The organism is Evansella vedderi (assembly GCF_030813435.1).
Lineage (GTDB): Bacteria > Bacillota > Bacilli > Bacillales > Salisediminibacteriaceae > Evansella > Evansella vedderi.
On the sequence record NZ_JAUSUG010000008.1, the window covers coordinates 19,816 to 46,435 of the forward strand.

At 40.2% G+C, this 26,620-nt stretch carries 37 protein-coding genes and 2 pseudogenes; 33 read left to right on the forward strand and 6 right to left on the reverse strand.

Annotated elements, in window-relative coordinates:
• The first annotated feature begins 12 nt into the window (after nucleotides 1–12).
• Together tatA and ytkD are read left to right on the forward strand one after the other, a co-directional pair.
• Nucleotides 13–216 carry a twin-arginine translocase TatA/TatE family subunit gene (gene tatA, locus J2S74_RS11030; RefSeq protein WP_307325465.1) on the forward strand — a complete coding sequence of 68 codons (204 nt, stop codon included), beginning with the start codon at nucleotides 13–15 and terminating at the stop codon, nucleotides 214–216.
• Between the two features lie 132 nt (nucleotides 217–348).
• Nucleotides 349–846, forward strand: a complete 498-nt coding sequence (gene ytkD / locus J2S74_RS11035; protein ID WP_307325468.1) for an RNA deprotection pyrophosphohydrolase — start codon at nucleotides 349–351, stop codon at nucleotides 844–846.
• A 56-nt stretch (nucleotides 847–902) separates the two neighbouring features.
• On the opposite strand, the gene J2S74_RS11040 is transcribed toward ytkD, so the two are convergent.
• The 6 genes and pseudogenes from J2S74_RS11040 to J2S74_RS27420 all read right to left on the reverse strand — a co-directional run.
• A complete protein-coding gene (locus tag J2S74_RS11040; protein WP_370876004.1) occupies nucleotides 903–1,688 on the reverse strand; it encodes an ABC transporter permease in 786 nt (261 codons plus the stop codon).
• A gap of 13 nt (nucleotides 1,689–1,701) precedes the next feature.
• Nucleotides 1,702–2,475 (reverse strand): ABC transporter ATP-binding protein, encoded by a 774-nt coding sequence (locus J2S74_RS11045; RefSeq protein ID WP_307325473.1) that lies wholly within the window; start codon nucleotides 2,473–2,475, stop codon nucleotides 1,702–1,704.
• A gap of 29 nt (nucleotides 2,476–2,504) precedes the next feature.
• A pseudogene (locus tag J2S74_RS11050) lies at nucleotides 2,505–3,197 on the reverse strand (ABC transporter substrate-binding protein); the annotation flags it as partial.
• Between the two features lie 24 nt (nucleotides 3,198–3,221).
• Nucleotides 3,222–4,619, reverse strand: a complete 1,398-nt coding sequence (locus J2S74_RS11055) for a recombinase family protein (RefSeq protein ID WP_307325476.1) — start codon at nucleotides 4,617–4,619, stop codon at nucleotides 3,222–3,224.
• A 74-nt stretch (nucleotides 4,620–4,693) separates the two neighbouring features.
• Nucleotides 4,694–5,107: an ImmA/IrrE family metallo-endopeptidase gene (locus J2S74_RS11060; protein WP_307325478.1), complete on the reverse strand. Its 414-nt coding sequence runs from the start codon at nucleotides 5,105–5,107 to the stop codon at nucleotides 4,694–4,696.
• A gap of 252 nt (nucleotides 5,108–5,359) precedes the next feature.
• Nucleotides 5,360–5,569: pseudogene (locus J2S74_RS27420) on the reverse strand (helix-turn-helix domain-containing protein); the annotation flags it as partial.
• A gap of 202 nt (nucleotides 5,570–5,771) precedes the next feature.
• Between J2S74_RS27420 and J2S74_RS11070 the strand changes: the two are divergent.
• The 31 genes from J2S74_RS11070 to J2S74_RS11220 all read left to right on the forward strand — a co-directional run bounded on the left by J2S74_RS11070 (nucleotide 5,772) and on the right by J2S74_RS11220 (nucleotide 26,620).
• On the forward strand, nucleotides 5,772–5,984 hold the full coding sequence (locus J2S74_RS11070; RefSeq protein ID WP_307325482.1) for a helix-turn-helix transcriptional regulator: 213 nt from the start codon (nucleotides 5,772–5,774) through the stop codon (nucleotides 5,982–5,984).
• A gap of 116 nt (nucleotides 5,985–6,100) precedes the next feature.
• The gene (locus tag J2S74_RS11075; RefSeq protein WP_307325484.1) at nucleotides 6,101–6,301 is read left to right on the forward strand and encodes a hypothetical protein; all 201 of its coding nucleotides are present in this window, start codon (nucleotides 6,101–6,103) and stop codon (nucleotides 6,299–6,301) included.
• On the forward strand, nucleotides 6,237–6,443 hold the full coding sequence (locus J2S74_RS11080; protein ID WP_307325485.1) for a hypothetical protein: 207 nt from the start codon (nucleotides 6,237–6,239) through the stop codon (nucleotides 6,441–6,443). The genes J2S74_RS11075 and J2S74_RS11080 overlap by 65 nt, the downstream gene beginning before the upstream one ends.
• Nucleotides 6,398–6,664: a hypothetical protein gene (locus J2S74_RS11085; RefSeq protein ID WP_307325487.1), complete on the forward strand. Its 267-nt coding sequence runs from the start codon at nucleotides 6,398–6,400 to the stop codon at nucleotides 6,662–6,664. The genes J2S74_RS11080 and J2S74_RS11085 overlap by 46 nt, the downstream gene beginning before the upstream one ends.
• Entirely contained in the window at nucleotides 6,664–6,861 is a 198-nt protein-coding gene (locus tag J2S74_RS11090) for a hypothetical protein (RefSeq protein WP_307325489.1), read from the forward strand. The genes J2S74_RS11085 and J2S74_RS11090 overlap by 1 nt, the downstream gene beginning before the upstream one ends.
• A gap of 73 nt (nucleotides 6,862–6,934) precedes the next feature.
• Nucleotides 6,935–7,147 carry a hypothetical protein gene (locus tag J2S74_RS11095; RefSeq protein ID WP_307325490.1) on the forward strand — a complete coding sequence of 71 codons (213 nt, stop codon included), beginning with the start codon at nucleotides 6,935–6,937 and terminating at the stop codon, nucleotides 7,145–7,147.
• Between the two features lie 3 nt (nucleotides 7,148–7,150).
• A complete protein-coding gene (locus J2S74_RS11100; RefSeq protein ID WP_307325492.1) occupies nucleotides 7,151–7,333 on the forward strand; it encodes a hypothetical protein in 183 nt (60 codons plus the stop codon).
• A 16-nt stretch (nucleotides 7,334–7,349) separates the two neighbouring features.
• Nucleotides 7,350–7,604, forward strand: coding sequence for a DNA-entry nuclease (locus J2S74_RS11105; protein WP_307325495.1), 255 nt, complete (start codon nucleotides 7,350–7,352; stop codon nucleotides 7,602–7,604).
• Between the two features lie 13 nt (nucleotides 7,605–7,617).
• Nucleotides 7,618–7,890 carry a hypothetical protein gene (locus J2S74_RS11110; RefSeq protein WP_307325498.1) on the forward strand — a complete coding sequence of 91 codons (273 nt, stop codon included), beginning with the start codon at nucleotides 7,618–7,620 and terminating at the stop codon, nucleotides 7,888–7,890.
• A 13-nt stretch (nucleotides 7,891–7,903) separates the two neighbouring features.
• Nucleotides 7,904–8,089: a hypothetical protein gene (locus J2S74_RS11115; protein ID WP_307325501.1), complete on the forward strand. Its 186-nt coding sequence runs from the start codon at nucleotides 7,904–7,906 to the stop codon at nucleotides 8,087–8,089.
• Nucleotides 8,090–8,130: 41 nt separating this feature from the next.
• Nucleotides 8,131–8,571, forward strand: coding sequence for a hypothetical protein (locus J2S74_RS11120; protein WP_307325504.1), 441 nt, complete (start codon nucleotides 8,131–8,133; stop codon nucleotides 8,569–8,571).
• A complete protein-coding gene (locus tag J2S74_RS11125; protein ID WP_307325507.1) occupies nucleotides 8,568–9,740 on the forward strand; it encodes a DUF2800 domain-containing protein in 1,173 nt (390 codons plus the stop codon). Before J2S74_RS11120 ends, J2S74_RS11125 begins: the two co-directional genes overlap by 4 nt.
• A gap of 14 nt (nucleotides 9,741–9,754) precedes the next feature.
• Complete coding sequence (locus J2S74_RS11130; protein ID WP_307325510.1) at nucleotides 9,755–10,018, forward strand: hypothetical protein; 264 nt, start codon at nucleotides 9,755–9,757, stop codon at nucleotides 10,016–10,018.
• 17 nt (nucleotides 10,019–10,035) lie between these two features.
• Nucleotides 10,036–10,782 (forward strand): DUF2815 family protein, encoded by a 747-nt coding sequence (locus J2S74_RS11135; RefSeq protein ID WP_307325512.1) that lies wholly within the window; start codon nucleotides 10,036–10,038, stop codon nucleotides 10,780–10,782.
• Nucleotides 10,779–12,746 carry a DNA polymerase gene (locus tag J2S74_RS11140; protein WP_307325515.1) on the forward strand — a complete coding sequence of 656 codons (1,968 nt, stop codon included), beginning with the start codon at nucleotides 10,779–10,781 and terminating at the stop codon, nucleotides 12,744–12,746. The genes J2S74_RS11135 and J2S74_RS11140 overlap by 4 nt, the downstream gene beginning before the upstream one ends.
• Before the next feature lie 18 nt (nucleotides 12,747–12,764).
• Entirely contained in the window at nucleotides 12,765–13,343 is a 579-nt protein-coding gene (locus tag J2S74_RS11145; RefSeq protein WP_307325518.1) for a hypothetical protein, read from the forward strand.
• 1 nt (nucleotide 13,344) lies between these two features.
• Complete coding sequence (locus J2S74_RS11150) at nucleotides 13,345–13,734, forward strand: hypothetical protein (protein WP_307325520.1); 390 nt, start codon at nucleotides 13,345–13,347, stop codon at nucleotides 13,732–13,734.
• Between the two features lie 13 nt (nucleotides 13,735–13,747).
• Entirely contained in the window at nucleotides 13,748–13,984 is a 237-nt protein-coding gene (locus J2S74_RS11155; RefSeq protein WP_307325523.1) for a hypothetical protein, read from the forward strand.
• Nucleotides 13,984–14,568, forward strand: a complete 585-nt coding sequence (locus tag J2S74_RS11160; RefSeq protein WP_307325525.1) for an HNH endonuclease signature motif containing protein — start codon at nucleotides 13,984–13,986, stop codon at nucleotides 14,566–14,568. The genes J2S74_RS11155 and J2S74_RS11160 overlap by 1 nt, the downstream gene beginning before the upstream one ends.
• Nucleotides 14,569–14,604: 36 nt before the next feature.
• The gene (locus J2S74_RS11165; RefSeq protein ID WP_307325528.1) at nucleotides 14,605–14,781 is read left to right on the forward strand and encodes a hypothetical protein; all 177 of its coding nucleotides are present in this window, start codon (nucleotides 14,605–14,607) and stop codon (nucleotides 14,779–14,781) included.
• A 29-nt stretch (nucleotides 14,782–14,810) separates the two neighbouring features.
• The gene (locus J2S74_RS11170; protein WP_307325532.1) at nucleotides 14,811–15,239 is read left to right on the forward strand and encodes a MazG-like family protein; all 429 of its coding nucleotides are present in this window, start codon (nucleotides 14,811–14,813) and stop codon (nucleotides 15,237–15,239) included.
• 20 nt (nucleotides 15,240–15,259) lie between these two features.
• Nucleotides 15,260–17,662 (forward strand): virulence-associated E family protein, encoded by a 2,403-nt coding sequence (locus J2S74_RS11175; RefSeq protein WP_307325535.1) that lies wholly within the window; start codon nucleotides 15,260–15,262, stop codon nucleotides 17,660–17,662.
• A 261-nt stretch (nucleotides 17,663–17,923) separates the two neighbouring features.
• Nucleotides 17,924–18,217 (forward strand): VRR-NUC domain-containing protein, encoded by a 294-nt coding sequence (locus tag J2S74_RS11180; RefSeq protein WP_307325538.1) that lies wholly within the window; start codon nucleotides 17,924–17,926, stop codon nucleotides 18,215–18,217.
• Nucleotides 18,214–19,602, forward strand: coding sequence for an SNF2-related protein (locus J2S74_RS11185; RefSeq protein WP_307325541.1), 1,389 nt, complete (start codon nucleotides 18,214–18,216; stop codon nucleotides 19,600–19,602). The genes J2S74_RS11180 and J2S74_RS11185 overlap by 4 nt, the downstream gene beginning before the upstream one ends.
• A complete protein-coding gene (locus tag J2S74_RS11190; protein WP_307325544.1) occupies nucleotides 19,599–20,108 on the forward strand; it encodes a hypothetical protein in 510 nt (169 codons plus the stop codon). Before J2S74_RS11185 ends, J2S74_RS11190 begins: the two co-directional genes overlap by 4 nt.
• Before the next feature lie 168 nt (nucleotides 20,109–20,276).
• Nucleotides 20,277–20,999 carry a phage terminase small subunit gene (gene terS, locus J2S74_RS11195; protein ID WP_307325548.1) on the forward strand — a complete coding sequence of 241 codons (723 nt, stop codon included), beginning with the start codon at nucleotides 20,277–20,279 and terminating at the stop codon, nucleotides 20,997–20,999.
• Nucleotides 21,000–21,268: 269 nt separating this feature from the next.
• Complete coding sequence (locus J2S74_RS11200) at nucleotides 21,269–22,567, forward strand: PBSX family phage terminase large subunit (RefSeq protein WP_307325551.1); 1,299 nt, start codon at nucleotides 21,269–21,271, stop codon at nucleotides 22,565–22,567.
• Nucleotides 22,568–22,580: 13 nt separating this feature from the next.
• Entirely contained in the window at nucleotides 22,581–23,960 is a 1,380-nt protein-coding gene (locus J2S74_RS11205) for a phage portal protein (RefSeq protein WP_307325554.1), read from the forward strand.
• Nucleotides 23,957–24,892: a phage head morphogenesis protein gene (locus tag J2S74_RS11210; RefSeq protein WP_307325557.1), complete on the forward strand. Its 936-nt coding sequence runs from the start codon at nucleotides 23,957–23,959 to the stop codon at nucleotides 24,890–24,892. Before J2S74_RS11205 ends, J2S74_RS11210 begins: the two co-directional genes overlap by 4 nt.
• Before the next feature lie 78 nt (nucleotides 24,893–24,970).
• Nucleotides 24,971–25,630, forward strand: coding sequence for a capsid assembly scaffolding protein Gp46 family protein (locus J2S74_RS11215; RefSeq protein WP_307325558.1), 660 nt, complete (start codon nucleotides 24,971–24,973; stop codon nucleotides 25,628–25,630).
• A 12-nt stretch (nucleotides 25,631–25,642) separates the two neighbouring features.
• Nucleotides 25,643–26,620: a major capsid protein gene (locus J2S74_RS11220; RefSeq protein WP_307325560.1), complete on the forward strand. Its 978-nt coding sequence runs from the start codon at nucleotides 25,643–25,645 to the stop codon at nucleotides 26,618–26,620.

Sequence of the window (26,620 nt, forward strand, 5' to 3'; positions counted from 1 at the left end):
GAGTGAATAATGATGTTAGCGAATATTGGTGTTCCAGGGTTAATATTAATTGTTGTTATTGCTTTAATTATATTTGGACCGAGTAAGCTTCCTCAGGTTGGCCGTGCCATGGGCCAGACGATTAAAGAGTTTAAACAGTCAACGAAGGAACTCACTAATGATGTAACGGAACCGATTGATGAAATAAAAAAAGAGGCTTCGAATCTAACAAAGTAATGAAAACGATGCTGCCAGGTCTCAAAGTCAACGAGTACCTGGCATTTCTGTTAGACATCTGTATTTTGGTTCTTTACAATGTTTATGAGGGCGTGTCTCTGACAAAACTAATGGTAAATGGAGGTGGTCATCATGGAAGGCCAAATTACCTTTACAGATTTCTATAATAACTCCGTTACTTTCTCAACGAGTGACCACCCTTTTTCTAGGGATCCGAAGCATGTATGGGTTGTTTGTCAATACCGTGGAAATTGGCTTGTTACTATTCATCCCTCTAGGGGGCTGGAGTTTCCTGGTGGAAAAGTAGAGGCAGGGGAATGTGCGGAGGAAGCGGCGAAAAGAGAAGTATTTGAAGAAACGGGTGGAAAAGTAAAAGAAATCCATTATATTGGTCAATATAAAGTAGTAAGTAAAAGTGAAGTAGTGATTAAAAATGTTTATTATGCTGTAATTGATGATTTAGTAACAAAAAAGAATTACTTTGAGACGAAGGGACCAAAGCTTTTAACTTGCTTTCCTAAAGACATACATGACCATAAGGAATTTAGTTTTATTATGAAAGATGATGTATTATCTTTAAGTTTAAAAGAGGTAGAGCGAAGATTTCCTAAGGTACAAAGTAACCCATAAAAAGCTGCCCAGATTCCAACGGCAGCTTTTACAGAGAATAATTATCATGAAGCTTTTTATACTTGATGCTTGTGAATAAGCTTTCTTTCAAGGAACTCTACTAATTGATACATACAAGTTGCTAGTACAGCAATAATCAATAAAGCAAGCATTACCATAGTAAAGTTAAATACCTGGAATCCGTAATGTATCATGTAACCAAGCCCTTGTTTCGATACGAGAAACTCCCCTACGATAACCCCAACCCACGACAGGCCCACATTAACCTTTAGAGTTGAAATAATAGTCGGATAGGATGCAGGAAGTATCACCGAGAAAAATGATTGTTGTTTCGTAGCCCCGAAGGATTGTATTACCTTTAAATAATTATGGTCTACTCCTTTAAAGGCGTTATAGACGACGATAGTGGTGATAATAACGGAAATTAACACACCCATTGCAATTATAGATTGCATACCTGGCCCTAAAGCTACGATAAGAATCGGACCCAAGGCAACCTTAGGCATGGAATTTAAAACCACTAAATAAGGATCCAATACTCTTGTTAAGAACGGTGACCACCAAAGAATAGCAGCCAAAATAGTCCCAAGGGCGGTCCCTAATATGAAACCCAAAACAGTTTCAAATAAGGTAACTGATGCATGGGTTAAAAGACTCCCGTCCTGAATTCTTACAAGGAACATGTTCCATACCCGTCCAGGTGAACTAAATATTAGTGGATCTATCCAATGTCTAGATGTGGCTATTTCCCAAAAGGCAAAAAATGATACAAAAATAACCAATTGAGTTAACCGGACAAAACGTTTCTCCCGTGTTAATTGCTTAACGTAATTTAAATGCATATGTTGAAGATGTTCATGACGTTTGTTCAAGAGATTCCAACTCCTTCCAAACCTCTTGGAACGATTTGTTAAATAAAGAGTGGTTTCGTGCTTCAAAAGGTAGTCTTGATTTGAGTTCCTCCGGGATATGGAATATCCGTTGGATTGTTCCAGGACGATCACTTAGCATAATAACTCTGTCACTCATGGCAATGGCTTCTCCTATATCATGGGTTACCAGTATGGCTGTTTTTTTGTGCTCACGTATTGTAGAAAAAACTAAGTCCTCCAGCTTTAATTTCGTTTGATAGTCTAAGGCTGAAAATGGCTCATCTAATAATAATAGTTTTGGGTCCGTTGACAGCATACGAACGAGAGCAACCCTTTGCCTCATGCCACCAGACAGCTCGTTTGGATAATTCTTCGCCTTATCTCCTAATCCCATTTCCCTTAATAAATATAAGGCGTGTTTTTTTGTTTTATTGGATAGCTTCCCCATGGTTTTTAAACCAAGGGTAATGTTTTTTTCGATGGAAAGCCATGGGAACAAATAATCCTGCTGAAGCATGTAACCAGTTTCTGGTGTTGGTTTTTTGATTTCCCTTCCATCTAACTTAATCGATCCCTTAGTAGGCAGGATTAAACCCGAAATAAGTGAAAGGAGGGTGGTTTTACCGCATCCGCTGGGACCGATGATGGAAATAAATTCCCCCTCATCAACAGAAAAATTAATATCCCTTATTGCCTCTGTTAATGTCTCTTTGGAGAAAAACGTTTTTTCCACCTTGTTTAGCTCTAAGAAAGCCATCAATAACCACCTCCAATCTTTTTTATAATTTATTCATTCATGATTTTGTTTGCGATGGTTGTATTTACTAAATTTTCATAGGGGATTTCCCTTGGAAGTTCGCCTGCTTCTTCCATTATTTCTTGTAGTAAATACCAAGCGTCCTCTTGTAGAAGTGGTGTCTCCGCATAGGAACCTTGATCTCTATATCTCTCAACAACTTGTTCGATAGTTTCTAATGGGGTATCTTCAAAGAAATCCGAAATGGACTCTGCTACAACGCTAGCTGGATTTTCTTGAACCCACTGCTGTGCACGATAAATTGCTCTAGTAAACTTTTCAATAATTTCCTCATTACTATTCATAAAGCTACGTTTTGCCATATAGACAGTATATGGAATATTTCCAGATTGAGTTCCAAAGGAATCTATAATATAACCAATACCGTCTTGCTCAAATTGCGTTGCTTGTGGTTCGAACAATTGAACAAAATCACCAGTGCCTGAAGCGAATGCAGTTGGTATATTACCGAAATCTATGTTTTGGATAAGCTCTTCTAGATCATTTTGTGGATCAATTCCATTTTGCTTCAGTACATATTCACCAACCATCTGCGGCATACCACCGGCACGCTGACCTAGGAATGTGCTTCCCTTTAAATCATCCCAAGTAAAGTTTTCAATAGGCTCACGTGAAACTAAGAAAGTGCCATCGGTTTGTGTGAGTTGGGATATATTGAACATAATACAGGGAAAGGACATAAATAATTATTTCAATATTACATCCATGTCTATCGGCTTATTTCTGCCTCTTTCACGTGTTATTACTACCTTCTCAATGATTTCTGCGAGGAGGTCTTTTTGTTGTATTTGATCAGATGCAAAAAACACTTTCCTAAAATCAGTTAGTTTTTTTATCCGTTCGTATTTCTCTTCTGGAGTTTCAATGTCGATGTCTATATCAGCAAGCTGCAGTTGTAATTCATTTTCTTGTTCATTTAATTTGTTAATTCTCTCGAAAAGGTCTTCCTTTGGAATAGGGTTGTTATCATCCACATAAAGATCGTACCATTTATCTTTTTGGGCTCTTATTTTTGTTAGTTTTCCATTGATTGTTTTGAAATCATCTTCATTCTCAGTTTTGGTACGGTCGAATTTCTTCATGAAATATTCTTTAGAGGCGATAAGCATTTCCAATTCACTTAGAAGTGCTTCCAGTATCCGTTCATCATGTGTCATCCGGTTACAGGATAGACAACGGTAGTACGTCCTATCGTCTCTTTTATCATAGTTTCCTTGCATGTTATTTTCGTTGCAATGGCCACATTTTAAAATCCCCGTAAGTGGAAACTTTCCTTTTCTCTCTTTATTACCTATGTTATTTGCCAGAAGCTGCTGAACTTTATAAAACAGTGCTTCACTTATAATAGGTTTATGCGTCTTTTCTCTTTCTTTAGTTCCCCAACGATAATTTCCAATATAAATATCGTTTATTAGCATTGATCTAATAGTTTGAGGCGCCCAGGGTACACCGGTTCTTGTTGGTACGTTTAACTCATTCAGACGTTTGGCAATAGATCGATATCCATAACCTTCAGCATACCATTCAAATATTTTTTTAACGATTTTGGCTTCCTCTTCGTGGATGTCAGCATTAAAGTCGTGCCCTTTAAAACGGTAACCGTAGGCCGACTTTCCACCTGGACGTTTTCCACTATCAATCATCTCTTCTATAACATAAGTGACCCTCTCTCCTAAGTTTTCTCTTTCCCATTGGGCGAGAGCTGCGACAAGGGTAATGAATAGCCTCCCCATTGCTGTCGTAGTGTCGTATATTTCCGTTGCTGATCGGAAAGCCACGTTATGTTTTTCGAATAACTTTAATAAGTCGTATAAATCTTGAACGGATCGAGTAAGCCTATCTAAACGATAGACTAAAACTACATCTACTTTCCCTCTCTTAACATCTTTTATTAATTCATTTATTTTAGGACGATTTAAGTCTTTAGCTGACCATCCATCATCAACAAAGTAGTCTATCTCTTCGCCCCAATCTTGGCTCAAACAGAAATTCTTCAAGCGCTCCCGTTGAGCTGGTATGGAGAAACCCTCTTCTGCGCGCTCTTTAGTTGATACACGAACATAAGCTGCGATACGTTTTTTCATTTTTGTCACTTCCTTAATATTAATCTAATAAACTATGAATCTAAGAATGTACGTTCGAGTAGGGACGTAAAAAATTAACCTAAACTTTTTAGCAATCGTTTAGGTACGCCGTATTCTTCAACAGCTTCATTTATTGTCACGCTCTCTTCTATGCCATTATGAAAAAGCAATTTTACCGCAAAGGTATTAGCTTCTACCTCAATGCGATCCGTTGAAAATAAAGTGTGTTTTTTTAGAAAAGGAGTATTCACATCGGGGTGTAATACGGCGTGCCCAAGCTCATGGGCGCAAATAAATTGTTTCTTTTTATCATTAACAGCCTCGTTTATGTGGATAAACTTGATTCTAAAATGTTTGCTGTAATACCCTAGTGTGTCCCCCAGTGGTTCATGTAAAACTTGGATCCCCATCTCATCTGCAATTTTAAAAGGGCAATTAGTATTAAACTTGCGTGTCAGTAGATATATTTTCTTTTTAATTAACTCCATTACGTCACCCGCCTATTTATCTCTATATTTTTTAGGAGTGAATTTTTGTTTTGATAATCGTTTTGCTAATCTCAATGAGTTTTCTAATGACGAAATTAATAATTCTCGATCCTCTTGTTCCCTTTCGTTTGGACTGTCTCCGTCAAAAGCAGCATATCCATCTTGCGATAGTTCATCGATCATTTTCTGAAGGTTCTTTTGGATATCTCGTTCATCTTTTTCGTTTAATTCAGGCAAGGGTGATTCTGATAGATCATCTTCATTAGCCATTTTTTCTAACTCATCGGTAGTAATACCGAGTCCTTTACAAACTTTTAAAACGTTATCTATAGAAGCTTTTCCTATTCCCCTGGTTAGCATCGATTGTAATGTCGTAGGTGGTAGTCCAACTTTTTCGGCAAACGCTCTATTGCTGTATCCTTTTTCTTTAATTAGTTTTTTGATTATTTCAGCCTTTTTCACGACATCTTGTCCTCCTTAGTAACTCTATACGATTTTTCGTATATATTTCTATGATACATCGTTGATTTACCTATGTAAATACAATTTTGAACGAAAATACGTTTAAATTTTTATTATTTTTGTTGACAATGAACGAAAATGCGTTTATAGTTAGAGTCAAGTTATACGAAATTGCGTTCACTGATGGAAGGCGGTGATTATTTTGCACAAAAATTTACGAGCAGAAATGGCTCGAGAAGGCATTTCAATGGTTGATATAGCGGAACTACTCAATGTACGTTACGCAACTGTTAACGACAAAGTGAACGGAAAATACCGTTTCTATTACGATGAAGCCTTAAAAATTAAAGAGGCATTTTTCCCAAATTGTACATTAGAATACCTTTTCGAAAACGATAATGAGCAAACAGCATGAAAGGGCAAGAACGAATAAAAACTTTAACTTTCTTATTTTGCCCTGAAGGGAGTGAAAACATGAGTGTAGTCCACTCGGCTAATACGCATACATCTTTACCAAAGGAGATGGTGCGAGTGGCTAAACAGAAACCGAAAGTTACAGTCAGATTTATTGGTCGTAAGGAACCATCCAAACAGGCTTTAGATAGATTTATTGAAAAGTACATGGAAATGGCGGCTGAATACGAGAGAAAGGAAAGGAGAGAACTCCTTGAGTCTAAGAAAACAACTGGCATTAACGGAAATAAAAGTAGCGATTTTAACAACGGCGTTTAATTTAAAAGAGGATCCAGACATTGAGGAAGCAGTGGAGCAGCTGATGAAGGTTTCCACCATGATCGATGACGAGATCCAAGTGGAGGAGGAAGAGGATTGGATTACAATGCGTGGAAAAAACATATTACAGAAGATCGAGTAGCATCTGTTAAAGGATTTAATAAACTTTCAGAATCACATAAGAAACTTTTTATGCGTGTTTACTTGGCGCACCTATCTGCTATGGGAACGGATTTTAGACAAAAGTACCTTCCAGATAATTTAAAAAGTATCAAATGGGTACCGGAAAAAAATTGTTTTCATGTATTTTGGCATGGTGACACGGAATGGTTCCACTATGACACCCGGGGGTGCTGGTACTGATGGCTAATAAAACAGTTGCACACCGGATTGCTTTTTACACAGGTAAACTTGCTGATTACGTTTCTGTTCATCCAGCTAAAGCAAGACCGCGCAGACATAAATATCGGCAGCAACGTTTAAAGCAATACAAAATTGCCTTGCACATATTAATCGAGGAACACCAAAACAAAATAAGCGCTGCCTTACAGGGGAAATAACCCCTATCTTTTTTACCCTTATGGCGAAATTTGTCTCAATCGGCTGTCAAAGTGAAGGGAGGTATGTTGTTAAATGGCTATTATGCTAGTAAACAATGAAAATTTGAAGATTGATGAAGTAGAAGAACAACAGAAAGTGTCGACTTTCGATGAAAAAGCTTATAAGCTATCAAACTTCTTCTTGTACATAAGTACAAAGATGTCAGAGAATAACCGTCCTAATGTTGCTAGGTGGGCACACGGTCAATTTTTAAAATATCAAAAGCAGTTCATGGATGGGAGGTAAAACATGATATTTCGTGAGGTATTGGGGATAACAACGCGTTTAGTTGAAATTGAAAGGATTGCAGATCCGGTAAACAAAAAGCGTCGTTTAGAAATTCTAAAGCGTGATCTAGAGCAGATGGAAAAGCATTATATCCTTGATGGATTTTTAGAAACAGTAAATGAGTTGTTGGAAGAGATTGCTTGAAGGTAGGTGAGCTGAGATGCCTGCGGTGGAGGATGACATTCAATACGACAGTTATAGGAGAATGCTTTACCATCCTTGCTTTCATCACAATCACAAACAACCGTGGACCGAGGAAGATTTAGAGTACCTGTGTAAGTTTTGGGGGTTTGATGAAAGAAGGACTTTATCGTTTGCCTTAGGAAGGCCTGAATCAGCGTTAGACACGAAAGTAGGTGTACTTAAGAAAGAAGGGCTTTTCTTATATTACAAAAAGCTTAACAAACACTGGTAAGGAGGTGAGAAACATGAACGCAGCTGAAGCAAGAATGATAACTGCTCAAAACTCAGAGAAGGTTGCAGAAGTACAGTTAAAAACTGTCATAGAAACGATGGAGAATCAAATAGCTATTGCAGCAAGAAATGGGAGAAGTTTTGCATCGATCTCTATTGATCCAGGTCAAGAATGGTACGTACATTACAACAATCGCAAATTAGCAGGCTACTTTGAGAATTTAGGTTACGAAGTACGAATTAATAGTTTGATGACTAATACTGTTCTTAGTTGTTCATGGATTTAAGGAGGTGAAAAGAGTGGAACCAGCAAAGATGGACGATTACTTCTGTCCTGACTGCGAAAAAGCTTTTGCAGTCGATGAAGGCATTGAACCGAAAGGGTGCCCTCACTGTCTGAAGGAAGTGTATGAGTATATGGATACTTTAGAAGTAAAAAGGTGGGTACCAAAAGAAAAAGCCACTGCGCCAACAGTGACTATATGAAACAACTCAATTTAATTATATCAAATTAGGAGGCTTTATCAATGAACATTAACGTTACTGTGGGGGTCACCCCTGAATTAGCAAAATTACTGGAAGGTTTATCTCAATTAGGAAAATTTGCTGCAGCTGCTCAAGTGGATAGCGCTCCACTGTCACCGTCTCAACCTGTTCAGGAGCCAGCGCAACAAGTCGTTCAACCGCAACAACCTGCAGGTGTTCCTACTGCTGCACCTGCGCCAGTAGCACCGCAACCTGAACCGCAGCAACAATCAGCACCAGTGCAATCAGCAGTACCAACGTCAGAAACAACTTACACGATGGATCAGCTAGCTGTAGCTGCTACTCAATTAATGGACCAGGGTAAACGGGATGCATTGCTTCAATTACTTAGCTCGTTTGGTGTACAAGCTCTTACTGCTTTACCAAAAGAACAATATGGAGCCTTTGCTACAAAGCTTCGAGAACAGGGTGCCAAAATATGAGCACGGAAATAAAGCACACTGATAGAGCACATGCCTTGTTATCAGCAAGCAGTGCTAGTCGTTGGTTAGCTTGTACTCCTAGTCCAAGGTTAGAAGAACAATTCGAAGATGAAGGTTCCGAGTATGCAGCAGAGGGGACATTGGCTCACGAGATAGCCGAATTAAAACTTCGTAAGCATTACACGGAGCCAATGGGTCCTCAGAAGTTTGCTGCCCAGATCCGGAAGTTCAAAAAACATGAGTTGTTCCAAGATGAAATGTTAAAGCACACAGATACTTACTTAGAATACATCCAAGGGATTACTCATGGATTTAAAACTTTACCTTTTGTGGCCATAGAAAAGCGTTTAGATTTTAGCGCTTATGTTCCAGAAGGATTTGGTACCGGGGATTGCATCATCATAGGTGAATCCAAGTTATACGTAATCGATTTTAAATATGGTAAAGGCGTTCCTGTTAGTGCGGAAGACAATCCGCAAATGAAATTATACGGCCTTGGTGCTTATCTCGAATATGGCTTTTTGTACGACATTAAAGAGGTTCAAATGGTTGTTGTACAACCAAGGTTAAATGATGAACCATCGGAAGCAACATTACCTTTAAATGAATTACTAGCATGGGGCGAAGAGATTAAACCGGTTGCCCGAAAAGCTTTTAAAGGTGAAGGAGATTATGTTCCTGGAGAGCATTGCAAGTTTTGTAAGGCAAAAGCGCAATGTAGAGCTCGTGCTGATCAGTACACAGCTTTAGAAGACTTTAAATCTATGAAACCTCCATTAATCAGTGATGAAGAGGTTGGTCAAATCTTAGAGAAAGCTCAGAACTTAGAAGCATGGGTGAAAGCTTTAAAAGACTACGCCTTAACTGAGAGTTTAAAAGGTAAAGAGATTCCTGGATGGAAAGCTGTTGAAGGTAGAGGATCACGTTCATATGTGGATCAAGATAAAGCCTTTGATCACTTAAAGGAAAAGGGTATCGATGAAGCCATTCTGTTTGAACGGGTACCGTTAACCGTTCCTAAGCTTGAAAAAGAGCTTGGTAAAAAAGAGTTTACAAGCTTACTAAAAGATCATGTTAAAAAATCACCGGGTAAACCAACCCTTGCGCCTATTAGCGATAAACGAAAAGCCGTTACTGTGAGTCCTGAGGCAGGAGAAGATTTTAAATAAGGAGGTAGATAATATTGAAGGTTGGTATTTATGTAGAGCAAAAAGTAGTATTTCGTTCCGATGTCATTGTTGAACAGCCTGAATCAATGTCCGACCGTGTATTTGAATCAATCATCGGCAAGGTTGAACGTTTTAATGAGGATATCAGGGACTTCACTCAAATATTAGAAAGTGAACACGGGATAAAAGTTTTAAAAGTGTCCAGTGGTTTTCCTGACAGCCCAGACACTTCTGAAATTGAAATTATCGATGTTAGAAACATAAAAGAAGATCAATAAAAAGGGGAAATGAAATCATGACAAATCAAACAAATCCAACGCGTGTAGTAACTGGAGAAGTACGTTTTAGCTTTGTAAACCTGTTAAAGCCGAGAGCAGCTCAACCAGGTGCAGAGGAAAAATACAGTACGGTTATTCTTCTTCCGAAATCTGATACTGCAACAAAAGCTCGTATCGATGCTGCTATTGAAGCAGCAAAAGAGTTAGGTAAATCAAAGTGGAACGGTGTTATTCCTCCAATGGTTGCTATACCGATCCATGACGGAGACGGTGTGAAACCATCCGATGGTATGCCGTTCGGTGAAGAATGCAAAGGGCATTGGGTATTCAGTGCTTCTACTAAAGTGGATCAGCCTCCAAAAATCGTGGATGCACAAATGAACCCTATTATGGATCCGACAGAAGTTTATTCCGGGATGTATGGGCGTATTGCCGTTAACTTTGGGGCTTATACCTTCTCTGGGAAAAAAGGTGTTGGCTGCTATATTAGTACAAACGTAATGAAAACACGAGATGGTGAACCGTTAGGAGCTTCCGCACCGGATGCATCCAGTGACTTTGGAGGAGGTCAACCAGCTCCTCATCAACCACAACAGGGATATGGCCAACAACAAAATTATCAACAACCTTATCCACAGCAACCGAATTACCAACAGGTGCCTCAAAGTAGCGCACCGGGGCATATTCAACCGCAACAACCTCAGCAGCAACAATATGATCCTATCACTGATCAACCGTTAAACGGTGGCGTGTATGGAATATGAGACAACTAAATATTGATATTGAAACATTTTCATCGGTAGACATTAAAAAGGCGGGACTGTACAAATACGTACAGTCTCCCGACTTTCAAATACTTCTATTTGCTTATTCAGTTGATGAAGGTCCTACTCGAGTCATTGATTTGGAGAGTGGTGAAAAAATACCGGAGATCATCAAGTTAGCGCTTATAGATCCAGAGGTTACAAAACGTGCTTATAATGCTGCATTTGAGTGGTACTGCTTAAATACGATAACTAACACTCCTTTAAATCAGTGGCGATGTACCATGTTTCACGGTTTATATTGTGGATACACAGCAGGACTAGAACCCACAGCAAAAGCATTAGGGTTACCTGCAGATAAGCAGAAAATGAGTGTTGGAAAATCTTTAATTCGTTTATTTTGTACACCGACAAAACCTACCAAGAAAAACGGTGGACGTACAAGAACGCTACCTCACCATGAACCTGAGAAGTGGGAACTATTCAAAGAGTACTGTATTCAAGACGTAGAGACGGAAAAGGAAGTAGGAAAAAGATTAAGTAATTTTCCTGTTCCTCTGCAGGAACAGTGGCTATGGGAACTAGATCAAAGAATCAATGCTCACGGTGTAGCTGTAGACAAGGCGCTTGTAGAAGGTGCCCTCCATGTAAGTGATTTATCAACAGCAGAGCTAACGGAAGAAGCAGTAAACATTACAGGGCTTAACAATCCAAATAGCACACAACAACTAACCAAATGGTTGTCTGATCAGGGTGTAGAGGTTGAGAATCTACAAAAAGGGACTGTATCCAGTCTCATTGAGACAACAAAGGGCGATGTAAAAAGAGCACTTGAAATACGACAAGAATTATCAAAGACAAGTGTGAAGAAGTACCAAGCCATGGAGGAGGCTGTGTGTGAAGACGGACGAGTAAGAGGGTTATTACAATTTTATGGAGCTAACCGTACTGGACGTTGGGCAGGCCGATTGGTTCAAGTTCAAAACCTCCCGAGGAATTACCTAGAGACTCTATCCCATGCAAGACAGCTTGTTCAAGAAAAGAAAGGTGAAGCACTGAAAATAATATACGGTAACGTTCCGGATACATTGTCTCAGTTAATTCGAACAGCCTTTGTACCAAGTGCTGGAAGTGTTTTTGTTATTTCCGATTTCAGTGCTATCGAGGCGAGAGTCATTGCCTGGTTAGCAGGAGAGCAGTGGAGACTTGATGTGTTTAATACCCACGGGAAGATCTACGAGGCCTCAGCTTCTCAAATGTTCGGAGTTCCCCTCGAGTTAATTAAAAAAGGGAATCCCGAATACGAGTTACGACAAAAAGGAAAGGTCGCTGAATTAGCTCTAGGTTACCAAGGGGGGAAGGGTGCGCTTATTTCCATGGGGGCGCTAGATATGGGCCTGACAGAAGATGAATTGCCTGACATCGTACACCGTTGGAGAAGTTCTAATAAACGAATTGTAGACCTGTGGTATTCATTAGAAAATGCTGCACTTTCAGTCATGACCGATGGGCAGCCAGTAGGAGTAAAAGGGCTATTGTTAGCTAGGGAAAGTGACATTGTAAACGGTTTAGATTTCCTAACGATTACCCTTCCAAGTAAACGGAAGCTTTTCTACGCTAAACCTTTCCTGTCTGAGAATGATTTCGGTAAAGAAGCTGTCCATTATTACGGGATGGATCAGACAACAAAGAAATGGAGCAAGGTGAACACTTACGGCGGTAAATTAGTCGAGAATGTGGTCCAGGCTATCGCAAGGGATTGTTTAGCAGAAACAATTGTACGACTAGACAATGTAGGGGTACAAACGGTTATGCACATCCATGATGAAGTTGTCCTGGACGTGCCGAAAGAACATGCTGATTTAGAAGCCATTACTCAGCTTATGAGCCAATCAATCCCATGGGCTCCTGGACTACCGTTAAATGCAGATGGCTTCACCTCATATTACTATATGAAAGATTAATAGGTTAGGAGGTTTATTATGCTTGATGTCATTAAAAAACATGCGAAGGATTTTACACCTGCGGCTGGTAAGGGTAAGAAAGTGCTGCAAGGTATTCATTATCGCTCGGATGGATCCGTTATGATAACCGACAGTCATACTCTTCTCTATGCAAAAGATGTGCACGACTTAAGCGAATCGATAGTGAAGCACCATAAGACGGATAAAGTTATCAATGAAAATTATCCGAATCTGAATAGTGTCCTAAACATGAATTATTCTACAGAATTCAAAATTAATGCTGAGGAAGTTTATCCCTCCTTAAAAACAGTTAAAGTTTCAGAAATAATCGACGAAGTTGCAACCTTAAAAGATGATTTAACTTTTAATGTTTATGATATTTCCGGTCAAAGTTATGTACTTTCTTTGTTCGGGACAAAAGCTTCCTTTTACCCGTTCCATATGAAAGTAGCGAATTTCCATAAATGTTTTTCTCTATTCAAAGATTTAGGAGTGGTCTCGGTAGATGTTCGTATTGCTGGAAACATGAATCCTATTCGTTTCAGCGATGAACATGATCGATTACACGTACTTATAGCTCCAGTTAGGAGGTATTAACATGTTGAAGATTGTGAGTGGATCGGTAGAAGATGTAAAAGCAGAACTCAAAATCATACTATCTAACTTAAAGAAAAGAGTATCGGCAATCAAGAAAGAATATAGGGGACGTCAAATGCCCGTGAGTAAACAACGAGAGATCCAAGAACTAGAACAATTCCAGAGAATATTTAAAGTGTCCGTCATGCTTCCAGTAGAGGTGGAAGGCATTGTGATCAATTACAAAGCTTATGAGGATATGTTGAAAAAGTTAAAGGGTCAATGGGTTCAGTTAAAAGTGGACAGTCAAAAACTTACACTTACCTATGAGTCTGGAAAATTGGAATTATATGATTTACGTCCGCTATTAACAAGTATTAAGCAATTTCCCCGCGCAGTGATTGAAAAATGAAAGGGTGATATAAATGAGAAATACAATGGGTGATTTAAATAATCATTTGTTCGAGCAACTGGAGAGGTTAAATGACGAAGAATTAAAAGGTGAAAAGTTAGACGAGGAGATTAAGCGTGCAAAATCCGTTACTGCGATTGCTTCTCAAATCATAAATAATGGGAACCTGGTACTTCAAGCGGAAAAATTACGTAATGACAAAATAAATGCGGATGTGAAGGTTCCTAAAATGCTAGAAGGTGGAAAGTAATGCCACACCGTTACACCGAAGAACAGGTCGATTTTATTACTCGAAATTATAAAGGTCGTACTACTTCTGAATTACTAGAAATGTTCAATGCTCACTTCGGGTTGAACTTGAAAAATACTCAACTCAGGGCTTTTAAACGGAATAGGGGCTTGAAAAGTGGAGTGAAGACAACATTCAGTCCCGGTCATACTCCATTTAACAAAGGTAAAAAAGGAACAGGTGGATGGGAGCCTACGCATTTTAAAAAAGGACACAAACCCCATAATTACAGAACAATCGGCACTGAAAGAGTCAATGGGGACGGGTATGTTGATATAAAGATATCAACAAATAAATGGCGAGCAAAACATGTTCTAATCTGGGAGAAAGAAAACGGACCTGTTCCGAAAGGCCATGCTGTTATTTTTGGAGACGGAAACCGGCGCAACTTTGAATTAGATAACCTCATCCTTGTTACCAGAAAGCAGTTAGTCAGGTTAAACCAGCACAAATTAATTCAAAATGATGCCGAGTTAACAAGATCCGGTGTAATTTTAGCAGATCTTTATTCGAAAATAGCAGAGCAAAAGAAAAAAGCTGATTAGTCGAGAAATGATGCGACATAGAAAGGGTGAATAAGCATGGTATATAGAGTATGGCAAAAAGACGGAAGTATTGATGAGATAGAAAATGTAAAAACGGTTGAGTATGGGGCGCAGAGTGGTTTCTATCATTTTTTAGATGAACATAGTTATTTATTGTTTGCAATCCCGAAAGAAGATGTTAAGGCAATCGGAAGGAAACTAACTAATGAATAGTTCGAATCTGTAGCGAAGGAGGTTAATTAGTGAACCACGATTTAGATCGAGATATTCAAAAACTCGAGAAATTACTAAAACAAAAGAAATGCCAACATAAGAGATTGGAACACGGGTATGCTTCTAACCCTCCTTGTAGTAGATGTTTAGATTGTGGAAGTTATTTCACTAAAAAACAATTAGAGCGTTTAGCTATGCCTGATGTCATTCAAGATGTTTTAAAAGAACGTGAACGCCAGGACAGGAAATGGGGAGAGCAGAACCATCTACCTCCGTACTGGTTAGGGATCATCACGGAAGAAGTGGGAGAGTTGGCACAAGCAATCAATGAAACTTATTTGTTTAATGCTAGAGAAAGAGAAAAAGGCGGTTACAAGAATATGAGAACTGAAGCTATTCAATCAGCTGCTGTATTAATTGCTTTTGTTGAGTGTTTAGATAGGAATTGGAAGGACTAGTGAAAGGTGGTACGACACCGATGCAACATGATAGAAAAATAACGATATCAGCAGGTAATAGTCGTAAGGCTACCGAGTGGCCACAGCAAACATTGTACTGGTCCGAAATGGTGGACAGGCTCCGGACTGCAGTAAGAGGGACCGAGACCTTAGCTGAATATCTTAAACTACCAAAGATGCAGCAAGACAACTTAAAAGACGTGGGTGGGTTTGTTGCCGGTACCCTTGCTAACAATCGTCGTAAAGCTTCCAACGTTACAGGGCGAGATATCATCACCTTAGACCTGGACAATATACCTGCAGGTGGAACGCAAGACGTATTACGGCGATTAGAGGGGTTAGGGTGCGCTTATGCAACTTATAGTACACGTAAGCACGAGGAGGGCAAGCCACGGTTACGTGTGCTTGTTCCCCTTAACCGTACGGCAACAGCCGATGAGTATGAACCTTTAGCACGTAAGCTCGCTTCCATTATCGGTATGAGTCTTGCGGATCCAACCACGTTTGAAGCCTCGAGGCTTATGTACTGGCCGAGTTGTTGTGTGGATAGTCAATATGTGTTTCAACATGGGGATAAACAATTTCTTGATGCCGATGGTCTACTCTCTACATATGGAGATTGGAGAAATATAAGTGAGTGGCCGGAGGTTCCAGGAGCAAGTCAAACACATGTAAGAATGGCAGCAAAGCAAGGGAACCCAACGGAAAAACGTGGGGTAGTAGGCGCCTTCTGTAGACAGTTTGACATCCATACTGCTATTGAAACCTTTTTGCCGGGTGTTTATACTCCGACAGATGATGGAGAGCGTTATACGTTTATTGGAGGGTCGACTGTTGGTGGTGCCGTGATTTACGATGATGGCTTGTTCCTTTATTCCCACCACGCAACAGACCCGTGCAGTGGACGTTTAGTGAATGCCTTTGACCTTGTTAGGCTTCATAAGTTTGGAGAGCAAGACGATGAAGCAAAGCCAGATACACCGGTGAATAAGCTTCCGTCCTTTGTATCTATGAGTGCCTTTGCACTAAATGACGGCGGAGTAGCTGCCGTGTTAAACCAGGAACGGTATGAACAAGCGTTGGAGGATTTCGGTACCGAAACAACGCCGGCAACAAAAGAAGATGTGAATTGGATCAAGAAGCTGCAGGTAAGTGCCACAACAGGAATGCCTGCAAAAACGTCCGATAATATCATGATCATATTAGAGCACGATCCACAGTTAAAAGGGAAGCTTGCATATGATGAATTTGCGAATCGGGGTCTCGTATTAGGACCATTGCCTTGGAACCAGAAGAAGGATCGTAGAGCATGGTCGGACGTGGACGATGCTGGTCTGCGCCATTATCTAGAAAAGATTTACGGTATTACAGGGAAAGAGAAGATATTTGATGCAACCGCTTTGTGCGCGCATAAGCACGCGTTTAATGATGTCCAGGAATACCTTGGAACATTGAAATGGGACGGCGTGAAACGATTAGATACAGCAATTATTGATTATTTAGGAGCATTAGACTCTCCTTATGTGAGAGCTGTTACGCGTAAATCCATTGTGGCCATGATAGCACGGGCCATGGAACCGGGATGTAAATATGATTACATGCCAATCTTAGCAGGTCCGCAGGGTATTGGTAAAAGTACGTTTTTAAATATCCTTGGAGGACGTTGGTATTCGGACAGTTTACAGACCTTTGAAGGGAAAGAAGCAAGTGAAATGATACAGGGTATTTGGCTGAATGAGGTGGGAGAATTAACAGGTATGACGAAATCGGAAGCCAATGCCGTTAAGCAGTTTTTAAGCCGAAGAGAGGATATTTACAGGGAACCATTTGGGAGAAGAACAAAGCCTTTTCCAAGGCAGTGTGTATTTTTTGGTACGACGAATGATAGTGAATTCCTAAAGGATCGGACAGGAAATAGACGTTTTTGGCCAATCGATGTGGGTGTTCAAGAAGTAACTAAAAGTGTATTCGATCAACTGGAGACAGAAGTACCTCAGTTGCTTGCAGAAGCATATACGTATTGGCAGATAGGAGAACCTTTATACCTGAATAAGGAGATCGAGGCAGAAGCAAAGAAGCACCAAGACAACCACCGAGAGAGCAATGCAAAAGAAGGTATCATCCGTGAATTCGTGGAGAGACGTGTGCCTTTAGGATGGGAGAAAAAAGACATCGGTGATCGGCGTTTATATTGGTCCGGGGAGTTCGGGACCTTTACAGGTGAGACCGTGGAACGGGACCGCATTTGTGCTGCTGAAGTATGGGTGGAGTGCTTAGGTGGAGACATTAAATACATGAAACGTTCAGACTCGTTAGAGATTAACGGTATATTAGGAGATATAGAAGGCTGGGAAAGACATAATTCTAACATGCGTTTTGGGTGTTATGGAAGACAAAAAGGGTTCATAAAAGTGTCAACTTAGGGTGTCAACTTTCTTCATTTTGTCAACTTTCTCTGTCAACGGTGTCAACTTTGAAAAATTAGAAAGTTGACAGGTAAAACCCTTTATATATCTATATTTATTATTATATGTCAACTATGTCAACTTTAAATTATAAGTAAATATAAAATAGGTAAATTAGGTATATAGTGTGTGTACCTAATACGCCTAATACACCTGTTTATACGCTAATAAGGGAAAAAGGATGTTAAAGTTGACCGTAGTTTTTGAGAGGATGGTTTGATGAGAAAGATAAGGGAACGTGACATAGAAAATTATTTCCGTGAAGAAGTGAGAAAAGCTGGAGGACGAGCTTACAAGTTTGAGAGCCCGGGAAACATTGGGGTGCCAGACAGGTTAGTGTTGTTTCCAGGTAAAAGAGTTTACTTTGTGGAAATGAAAGCACCAGGTAAGAAACCAACAAAAAATCAGATCGGACAACATCGAAAGATTAATAGTTTCGGACATACTGTTTTAGTTATTGACAGTAAAGAGGGCATAGACGAATTCATTCAAGAGTATGGTGAGATCCAATGAAGTTTGTTCCACACAGCTACCAACGGTATTGCATCAACCGAGTGCTTACAGATCCAGCACTAGGGTTGTTACTAGATATGGGACTTGGGAAAACAGTAATCACCTTAACAGCCATTAACGATTTGAAGTATAACCGTTTCGCCGTTTCCAAAGTGTTAGTGGTTGCACCGAAGAAGGTTGCCGAAAGTACCTGGGTAAAAGAAAAAGACAAATGGGATCATCTTCAGCTGCTACGAATTATCCCGGCCCTTGGATCCGCAGCAAAACGAATACGAGCATTAAACACACCTGCAGATATTTACGTGATCAACCGGGAAAACATTCCTTGGTTAGTGGAGTATTATCGAAATGCATGGCCTTTTGACATGGTGGTAATCGACGAGTTTAGTAGTTTTAAGAATCACCAAGCCAAACGGTTCAAGGCCTTAACGTGGGTAAGGCCACACATCAATCGCATAGTTGGACTGACAGGAACGCCGGCACCAAATGGACTACTGGACCTGTGGGCGCAGGTGTACTTACTGGATAACGGGGAACGACTAGGAAAGAAGATCACCCATTTCCGGGAAAGATACTTTGAACCAGATCGTCGTGATAGAGAAAGAGTTTTTACTTACGCACCAAAGCCAGGAGGAGAGGAAGTCATCCAACGATTGATTGGAGACATATGCGTTAGCATGAAAGCAGAAGATTACTTAGAGCTTCCTGACATCACGTTTAATACGGTTCCAGTAGTACTGGATAACAAAGCCCAAGATGCTTATGACATGTTGGAAAAAGATATGTTACTGCAGGTAGATGAGTCCACCATCGATGTAGGTAGTGCAGCTGTACTGACGAATAAGTTACTGCAACTTTGTAACGGTGCCTTATATGACGAGGATCGTAAGGTTGTAGAAATCCATAAGTGTAAGGTGGAAGCGTTCATGGAGTTGGTAGAGGGCTTGAATGGGAAGCCAGCTTTAGTCTTTTACAACTTTCAACATGACAAGGAACGGATCAAGCAAGCATTAAGCAAGACTAAGTTAAGAGTGAGGGAGTTAAAGACACCGCAGGATGAAACGGATTGGAACAACCGAGAGATTGATATTTTACTAGCCCATCCTGCAAGTGCTGCTTACGGGTTGAATCTTCAGCAAGGAGGAAACCATGTGATATGGTTCGGTCTTAACTGGAGCTTGGAATTATATCAGCAAGCCAACAAACGACTTCACCGTCAAGGACAAACGGAAAAGGTTATCATTCACCACTTAACCGTTGAAGGTGGTGTCGATGAGGATGTTGTAGCAGCATTAGCCAACAAGACAAGCACCCAAGACGAGTTAATGTCTGCTTTAAAAGCAAGGATTGAGAAGATCCAGGAGAAAGAGGGTGTCCAACAGTGAAACTATCGGAGAAACAATTGCAGATCATTACTGAGACTGTAGCAAAGGTTTTAGCCGAGCAAAAGCAGAAGGAAGAGGAAGATAAGAAAGACAAACGATATCTAAATACTGTTTTGCTTTTAAAAAATTATCGTGGACTTGTTGTGCATTGTGAGAACGTAAAAGGAGAGCTTTGGGAGATTGATAATAAATCCATACAAGATTTAGATCTTGAAGAGATTACCTTAGAATCCATTGAATCAATAAAGAAAAGTCGAAAAAAAACAGTCGCAATGGTGATGTTCATACAATCAAAGGTAGAGGCTTATAAAAGCATGTGTACAGAGGATGAGTTGATCAGATACCGAGTATTAGAGAAAAAATATATAAGCCCCTTAAAAATGTCCAACAGACAGATTGCAGAGAGTGAGAACATTGAAAAAACAGCATTTTATAAGTATTTGAAACAAGCTACAGAAGATATACAGGTCTTGTTTTTTGGGGTGGATGCAATCAGTTTCAAGTAGCGCGGAAAAATCGCGGAACAAACGCGGACTATTTATGTGTTAATATGTTAGTGAGTAAAGTTTTATCCAATTTCATAATGATTGATTGCTAGGAAGCACCCGTGAATCGAGACGGGTGCTTTTCCGTTTTTATAGACTGGATGGTGTAGGAGGTAGGTGAATGAGTTAATGCCACGAAAAAGAGATCCTAAACGTGATGAAGCGTGGGAGCTGTACAAGAAACACAACGGTGATATTACGAACCGCAGGATTGCTAACATTCTTGAGGTAGACGAGAAGAAGGTTGCCGTGTGGAAACAACGCGATAAGTGGAATGTTGTACAACAAACGAAAAAGAATGTTGTACAACAAAAGAAGAGGAAACCCGGAGGACAGCCAGGAAACAAGCACGCTTTAGGTAATCCAGGTAATAAGAATCCGAATCCTGAAACTAGATTTGCAAAACGGAATACTGCCGCATTGAAACACGGTTTGTTTGCAAAGCATCTTCCTCCAGAAACGATGGAACTAGTTGAACAGCTGCAGCAGGAGGATCAAACGGCAAAGTTAAAACGTAGCATTGCCATTCAGGAAGCTGCCATTATCCGTGCCCAAGGAATTATGCATGTGGAATCAAAGGATGAACTAATCAAACACCTCAGGAAAGTAAAAAACGGCGATACCTTCGAAGAGAAGGAATGGGAGTTTCAATATGCCTGGGATCGACAAGGTAATTTCCTCAACTCACTTTCACGGGCCATGTCTACGTTAATGGGGATGTATCGAACGTTAGCAGAGCTTGAAGGAGATAATCAAGACGACGTGAAGGAGCGCATTGGCTTTTTCATGGATGCTCTTAACGGTACTGCTGAGGAAGTTTGGGACAATGAAGAAGTGGAAGACGATGAATAATTTTTGAATTTTATTCAATCGTTTTTATGCAAGAATCACGGGAAATAATGTTGGGCTTAGAAGTGAAAAGCCTTGTAAATTGCGGATGTATAAAAACTTGTATACTGTAAAATTTTCCAACAATTTTAATCCTTGATATAACAACGTTCTGTAATTTCATTGTTACGCAATATAAATATTTTACGTAATAAACTTGAATTCCATATTCAAGACTATGCAAATAAATATACGGTAAATTGATTTTCATATACAGACTAGGAGTGGAGGCGGTGAGGCGAAGGAAGAAGAAAAGGACGCAGCCTTTTAAGTTTTTACCTTTCTCGGTAAAACAGAAAAAGCTTATGACGTGGTGGACTAAAAAAAGTCCTTACCACGATTACGACATGGTGATTGCGGACGGATCTATCCGATCAGGTAAAACAGTGGCCATGATTAATAGCTTTTTAGATTGGTCCCTATCCACGTTTGAAGATGAACAATTTATCATTGCTGGAAAGTCCATGGGGGCGTTAAAACGTAACGTATTAAACCCCATGTTTAAGATATTAGCAGCGAAAGGAATTGATTATGATTACCAACGTTCCTCCGATGAGCCTCACATAAAGATAGGCACAAACATTTATTACTTGTTTGGTGCTAACAATGAACGTTCACAGGATACGTTACAAGGTCTTACAGCTGCAGGAGCATATGGAGACGAAGCTGCGCTTTTCCCTGAGTCATTTGTTAAGCAGATGATTGGTCGTTGCTCCGTTGAAGGCTCTAAGGTGTTTATGAACTGTAACCCACAAGGGCCGTACCACTGGTTCAAGTTGGACTACATCGACAAGGCAAAGGAAAAACGCATTGTACACTTGCACTTTACGATGGTGGATAACCTATCCTTGTCACCAAAAGTGAGAGAAAGATACGAGAGAATGTTCTCCGGTGTCTTCTACCAGCGCTACATTTTAGGTTTGTGGGTACTTGCTGAAGGTATCATTTACGATATGTTCAACAAGGTAAAGCACACTGTTGAATCAATTCTACGGAATTACGAGAAATACCATGTTTCTGTAGACTATGGTACTAATAACCCAATGACGTTTGGGTTATGGGGATTGCATAAAGATGTTTGGTACAAGGTGAAAGAGTACCATTACGATGGCAGAGCCAGGTCTAAACAGAAAACAGATAGCGAATATAAAGAGGACCTTTTAAAGTTTATTGGGAACCTCAAAATTGAGTCTGTTATTGTGGATCCGTCCGCATCCTCATTCATTGCTGAAATTAGAAACGTAAAATATGGCGATGGGTACAAGATCAAGGTTAAACGTGCTAGAAATGACGTACTTGATGGTATTCGAAATGTTTCTACGGCAATAGTGGATGGCAAGATCAAATACAATGACTGCTGCGAAGAGACGTTTAGGGAGTTTTCCTCCTATGCATGGGATGAGAAGGCCCAGGAACGTGGTGAAGATAAACCTAAAAAAGTAAACGATCACCATATGGACGGGGATCGTTATTTTGTTAATACGATTATTTACGGTAAGACCAAAGCGAAAGCAGTACCAGCAATCGCATAGAGGAGGTGAGAAAGTGAAACATATTATCCGACAAATAAAAAATAATAACGGCTTACCCACAGCAAAGGTTATCAAGCAGCTGATCGAGGAGAAAAAAGGCCGCCATAAAGTTATGCGTGAATTGTATGAACGGTATAAAGCAGAGATTGGTAGTCCAGCAGTACCAATCTTCAATCGTAAATTAGAGCAAAACGAAAGTGCAAATAAAATCAATAACAAGCTGAATAATGATTTCTTCGGGGAGATCGTCGATACAAAAGTGGGTTACCTTGTGGGTAAGCCTATTTCTTATGTCTACGATCCAAAGGAGCAGGTTGTTATTGATGCAATAAGGGACTTTAACCTGATTAACAACATCGAAGACCTGGACAGCGAAACAGTAAAAAAGGCTGCCATTTGCGGTTATGCTGCAAGGCAATTGTATGTTGATCGAGAAGGTCAAGAAAGAGTGAAAAACATTAATCCTTGGGAATGTGTTTTTATCACTGACGGAAGGATTGCTGAACCTGAATATGCTTTTCGGTATTACACGATTGAGCATGGAAACGAAGAAGTAATAAGAGTGGAATGGTTCAATGAAAAACATATTACCTATTACATCCTTCGAAAAGATGCTTTAGAAATGGATCCGGAAGAGCCAGTAAACCCTTATGAACATCTTTTTGATTACTGTACACTGTTCGGGATAGCCAATAACGACGAGCTACAGGGCGATGCGGAAAAGGTCCTTTCTCTTATCGATGCATACGACAGAGCGCTTTCCGATTGCTCTAGTGAAATAGAGCAGTTTAGGCTTGCTTACATGCTCATTGTGGGTATGGATATAGACGAGGAAATACTCGAACAGATGAAACGTACTGGAGCTATTCAAGTGGACGGAGAACCAGATGCTCCAGCTGATGCAAAGTTTATAACGAAGGACATCAACGACACCTTTATACAAAATACGTTGGATCGTTTTGAAGAAAACATTATTCGGTTTGCGCGTCATGTTAACTTCAACGACGAGGCTTTTGGCGGAAATGCTTCAGGAGTTGCTATTCGTTATAAGCTGATGAACTTAGAAAACAAATGTATCACTGGAGAGAGAAAGTTCTCATCAAGTTTACGTTACCAGTACAAGGTACTTGGTTCAGCATGGGGGAAGAAGTCCATCCATTTGGACCATTTAGAGATGGAATACCAATTCTCACGTAACCTTCCTGTTAATTTGAAAGAGGAAGCAGAAACAACAGCGTTATTACGTGGCCATGTAAGTGAAAATACACGCTTAAGTAAATTATCCTTTGTTCCAGATCCGCAGCAGGAGAAGGAGGAAATGGAAAAAGAGGAAGCTGCATTGGTAGGGACACCGAATAGAGCTCATGAAGACCCCGAGGATGATGATGAATGAGTCTAACAAGGAAATTCAAACAAGCTGATAGGGCGTTAAGTCTTACAGAAGCTCAAACGGAAAAAGAGTTAAAGAAATCTTACGAAAATGTGTTGAAAGAGGTACAAGGTGAACTAGCTGTAACCTATGCTCAGTTTGGTCAAGGAGGTAAGGTTGAGTATCACGTTATGAACCGTTACCACCGTCTTAAAAAACTAGAGGATACAGTGATAACACACTTAAATAAATACAGTCGTAAGAAAGCTAATATTTTAAAATCTAGCTTTAAAAATCAATACGCAGACTCTTTTTATCGAACGGCCTTTGCACTGGAGACAGAAGCAGCTGCTAAGCTTGGTTTCCGTCAACTAAAAGAAGATGTAATAATGGATGCCATTAACAACCCAATCAGTGGATTAACTCTTTCAGACACACTAGCAGGACACCGCACGGATTTAATCCGTAATATCAGACGTGAAATAACACAAGGTTTAATCAGAGGAGAGTCTTATGAGCTCATGGCAAAGCGCTTGGAAAAAAGACTTGATGGTGATTATAAAAAAGCCTTACGTGTTGCACGTACGGAGTCCCACAGGGTGCAACAAGAGGGAAGACTCAAAAGCATGGAACATGCTGCCGATCAGGGCGTGATCATGAAAAAGATGTGGGTTGCTACATTGGACGAGTCAACAAGGGATGCACATGAAGAGCTTGACGGGAAAATGGTAGAAGTCGATGACGACTTTACTTCCAGTAACGGAGGTAGGGGACCAGCTCCTGGACAAATGGGTACTGCAGAAGATGATATTAATTGCCGTTGTACGGTGGTTACTGTCATTGAAGGCTTTGAGCCTAAAGTACGTCGTTCCCGAGAAGTGGAAGGTAAACGCGGTGAGATTAAGCAATACAAAACGTTTAAACAATGGAAAAAAGGTCGCATCGATGCGGCTTAAAATTTTATTTGAGGGCAACTCAACGGCAACTGCTTAGCAGGGGCTTTTTTGTGTTGAACTCACGAGGAGGAAATACCAATGACAATTATTCAAAAAGAACTAGAAGTGAAAAGAGCAGTGGAACAAACAAAAGCTTGGAAGCCATTCATCCGGTTAAACATTCAACATTTTGCTGATGGTGACAAAGACGATGACAAAGGCGACAAAGGCGACAAAGGCGATGGAGAAAAGGGTGGAGATAAAGGCGACGGAGATAAAACTCCTCAGTTCTCCAAAGAGCAGGAAGATTACCTGCAAAAAATGATTCAATCTGCTACGGATAAAGTCCGTACGACTTACAGCAAGGAAAACAAGGAGCTTAAAGACAAGATTGATGCTTACGAGAAGGAGAAAATGACTGACGAAGAGCGCAAAGAACACGAGAAGCAGCAGTATGAAAAAAGCTTAAAGGATAAAGAAGTAGCGCTCAATGAGAAGGAACAGCTCATGCTCACATCAGACTTACTTGATGAAAAGAAGCTCCCTCAGAAATTTAAGAATATCCTTGCTGGAGGTGATGAAAAGCAAACGAAGGAGAACGTAGAAACCTTCGCTAAGTTGTGGCAGGAAGAAGTTGAAAGAGTAGTCAATGAACGCTTTAAAAAAGGCGGAATGGATGATCCTGCCTCAGGTGGAGGACCATCCAAAACACCTAAAACACTTTCAGGAGCAATTGGTGATTTTTACAAAAAGAAATAGGAGTGATTATACATGCCAGTAACAATGGAGCAAGCACGATTAAATACGCAAGATGACATTCAAGCAGGAATTATCGATGAGTTTCGTAAGAGCTCATTCATTTTAAACAACATCACATTTGATGATGCAGTAACACCTGGTACTTCTGGAGCAACGTTAACGTATGGTTATACTCGAGTAATCGAAGAAGCTCAAGCCGCTTTCCGTGCGATTAACTCTGAGTACACAAACCATGAGGCTAAAAAGCAACGTTACACCACTGAATTGAAAGTATTCGGGGGCCAGTACAAAATTGACCGAGTACTTGCACGTACAGGCGGTTTAGCAGATGAGGTAGCCTTTCAAACAGAACAAAAAGTAAAAGCAACTCGTACGCTTTTCCATGACACTGTAATCAACGGTGACTCTGGAGCTAATGAAGACTCCTTCGATGGTTTGGACAAAGCTATTACTGGTACTTCTACAGAGCATTACACAGAGGAGTATATTGATATCTCATCCACAGGTCAGATTGAGTCTAACTACAAGAAATTCCTGTTTGAGCTAGACGAGTTTTTAAGCCGTTTGGATGAAAAGCCGGATGTATTAGCAAGCAACACGAAGATGTATAACCGGCTAGTAGCCATTGCACGAGAGGCAGGATATTTAACTTCAAGTGAGGACGCCTTCGGACGTAAGATTTGGGCTTATAACGATATCCCAATTGTTGACCTTGGAGCGAAGCCAGGTTCTAACAACCCAGTAGTAGCTATTGACTCACGTACTGTTGGAGGATCCGCGGTCTCCGGATTAACGGATCTTTACGCATGGCGTTTTGGTTTGGACGCCTTCCACGGCGTTTCCCTTGCTAATACTGATCTAGTAAAGATTTGGTTACCGGACTTTGATACTGCAGGAGCTGTAAAGCCTGGAGAAGTAGAAATGGTTTCTTCTGTTGCATTGAAGCGTACGAAATCTGCAGGTGTTTTCCGTAACATTAAGGTGGTGTAA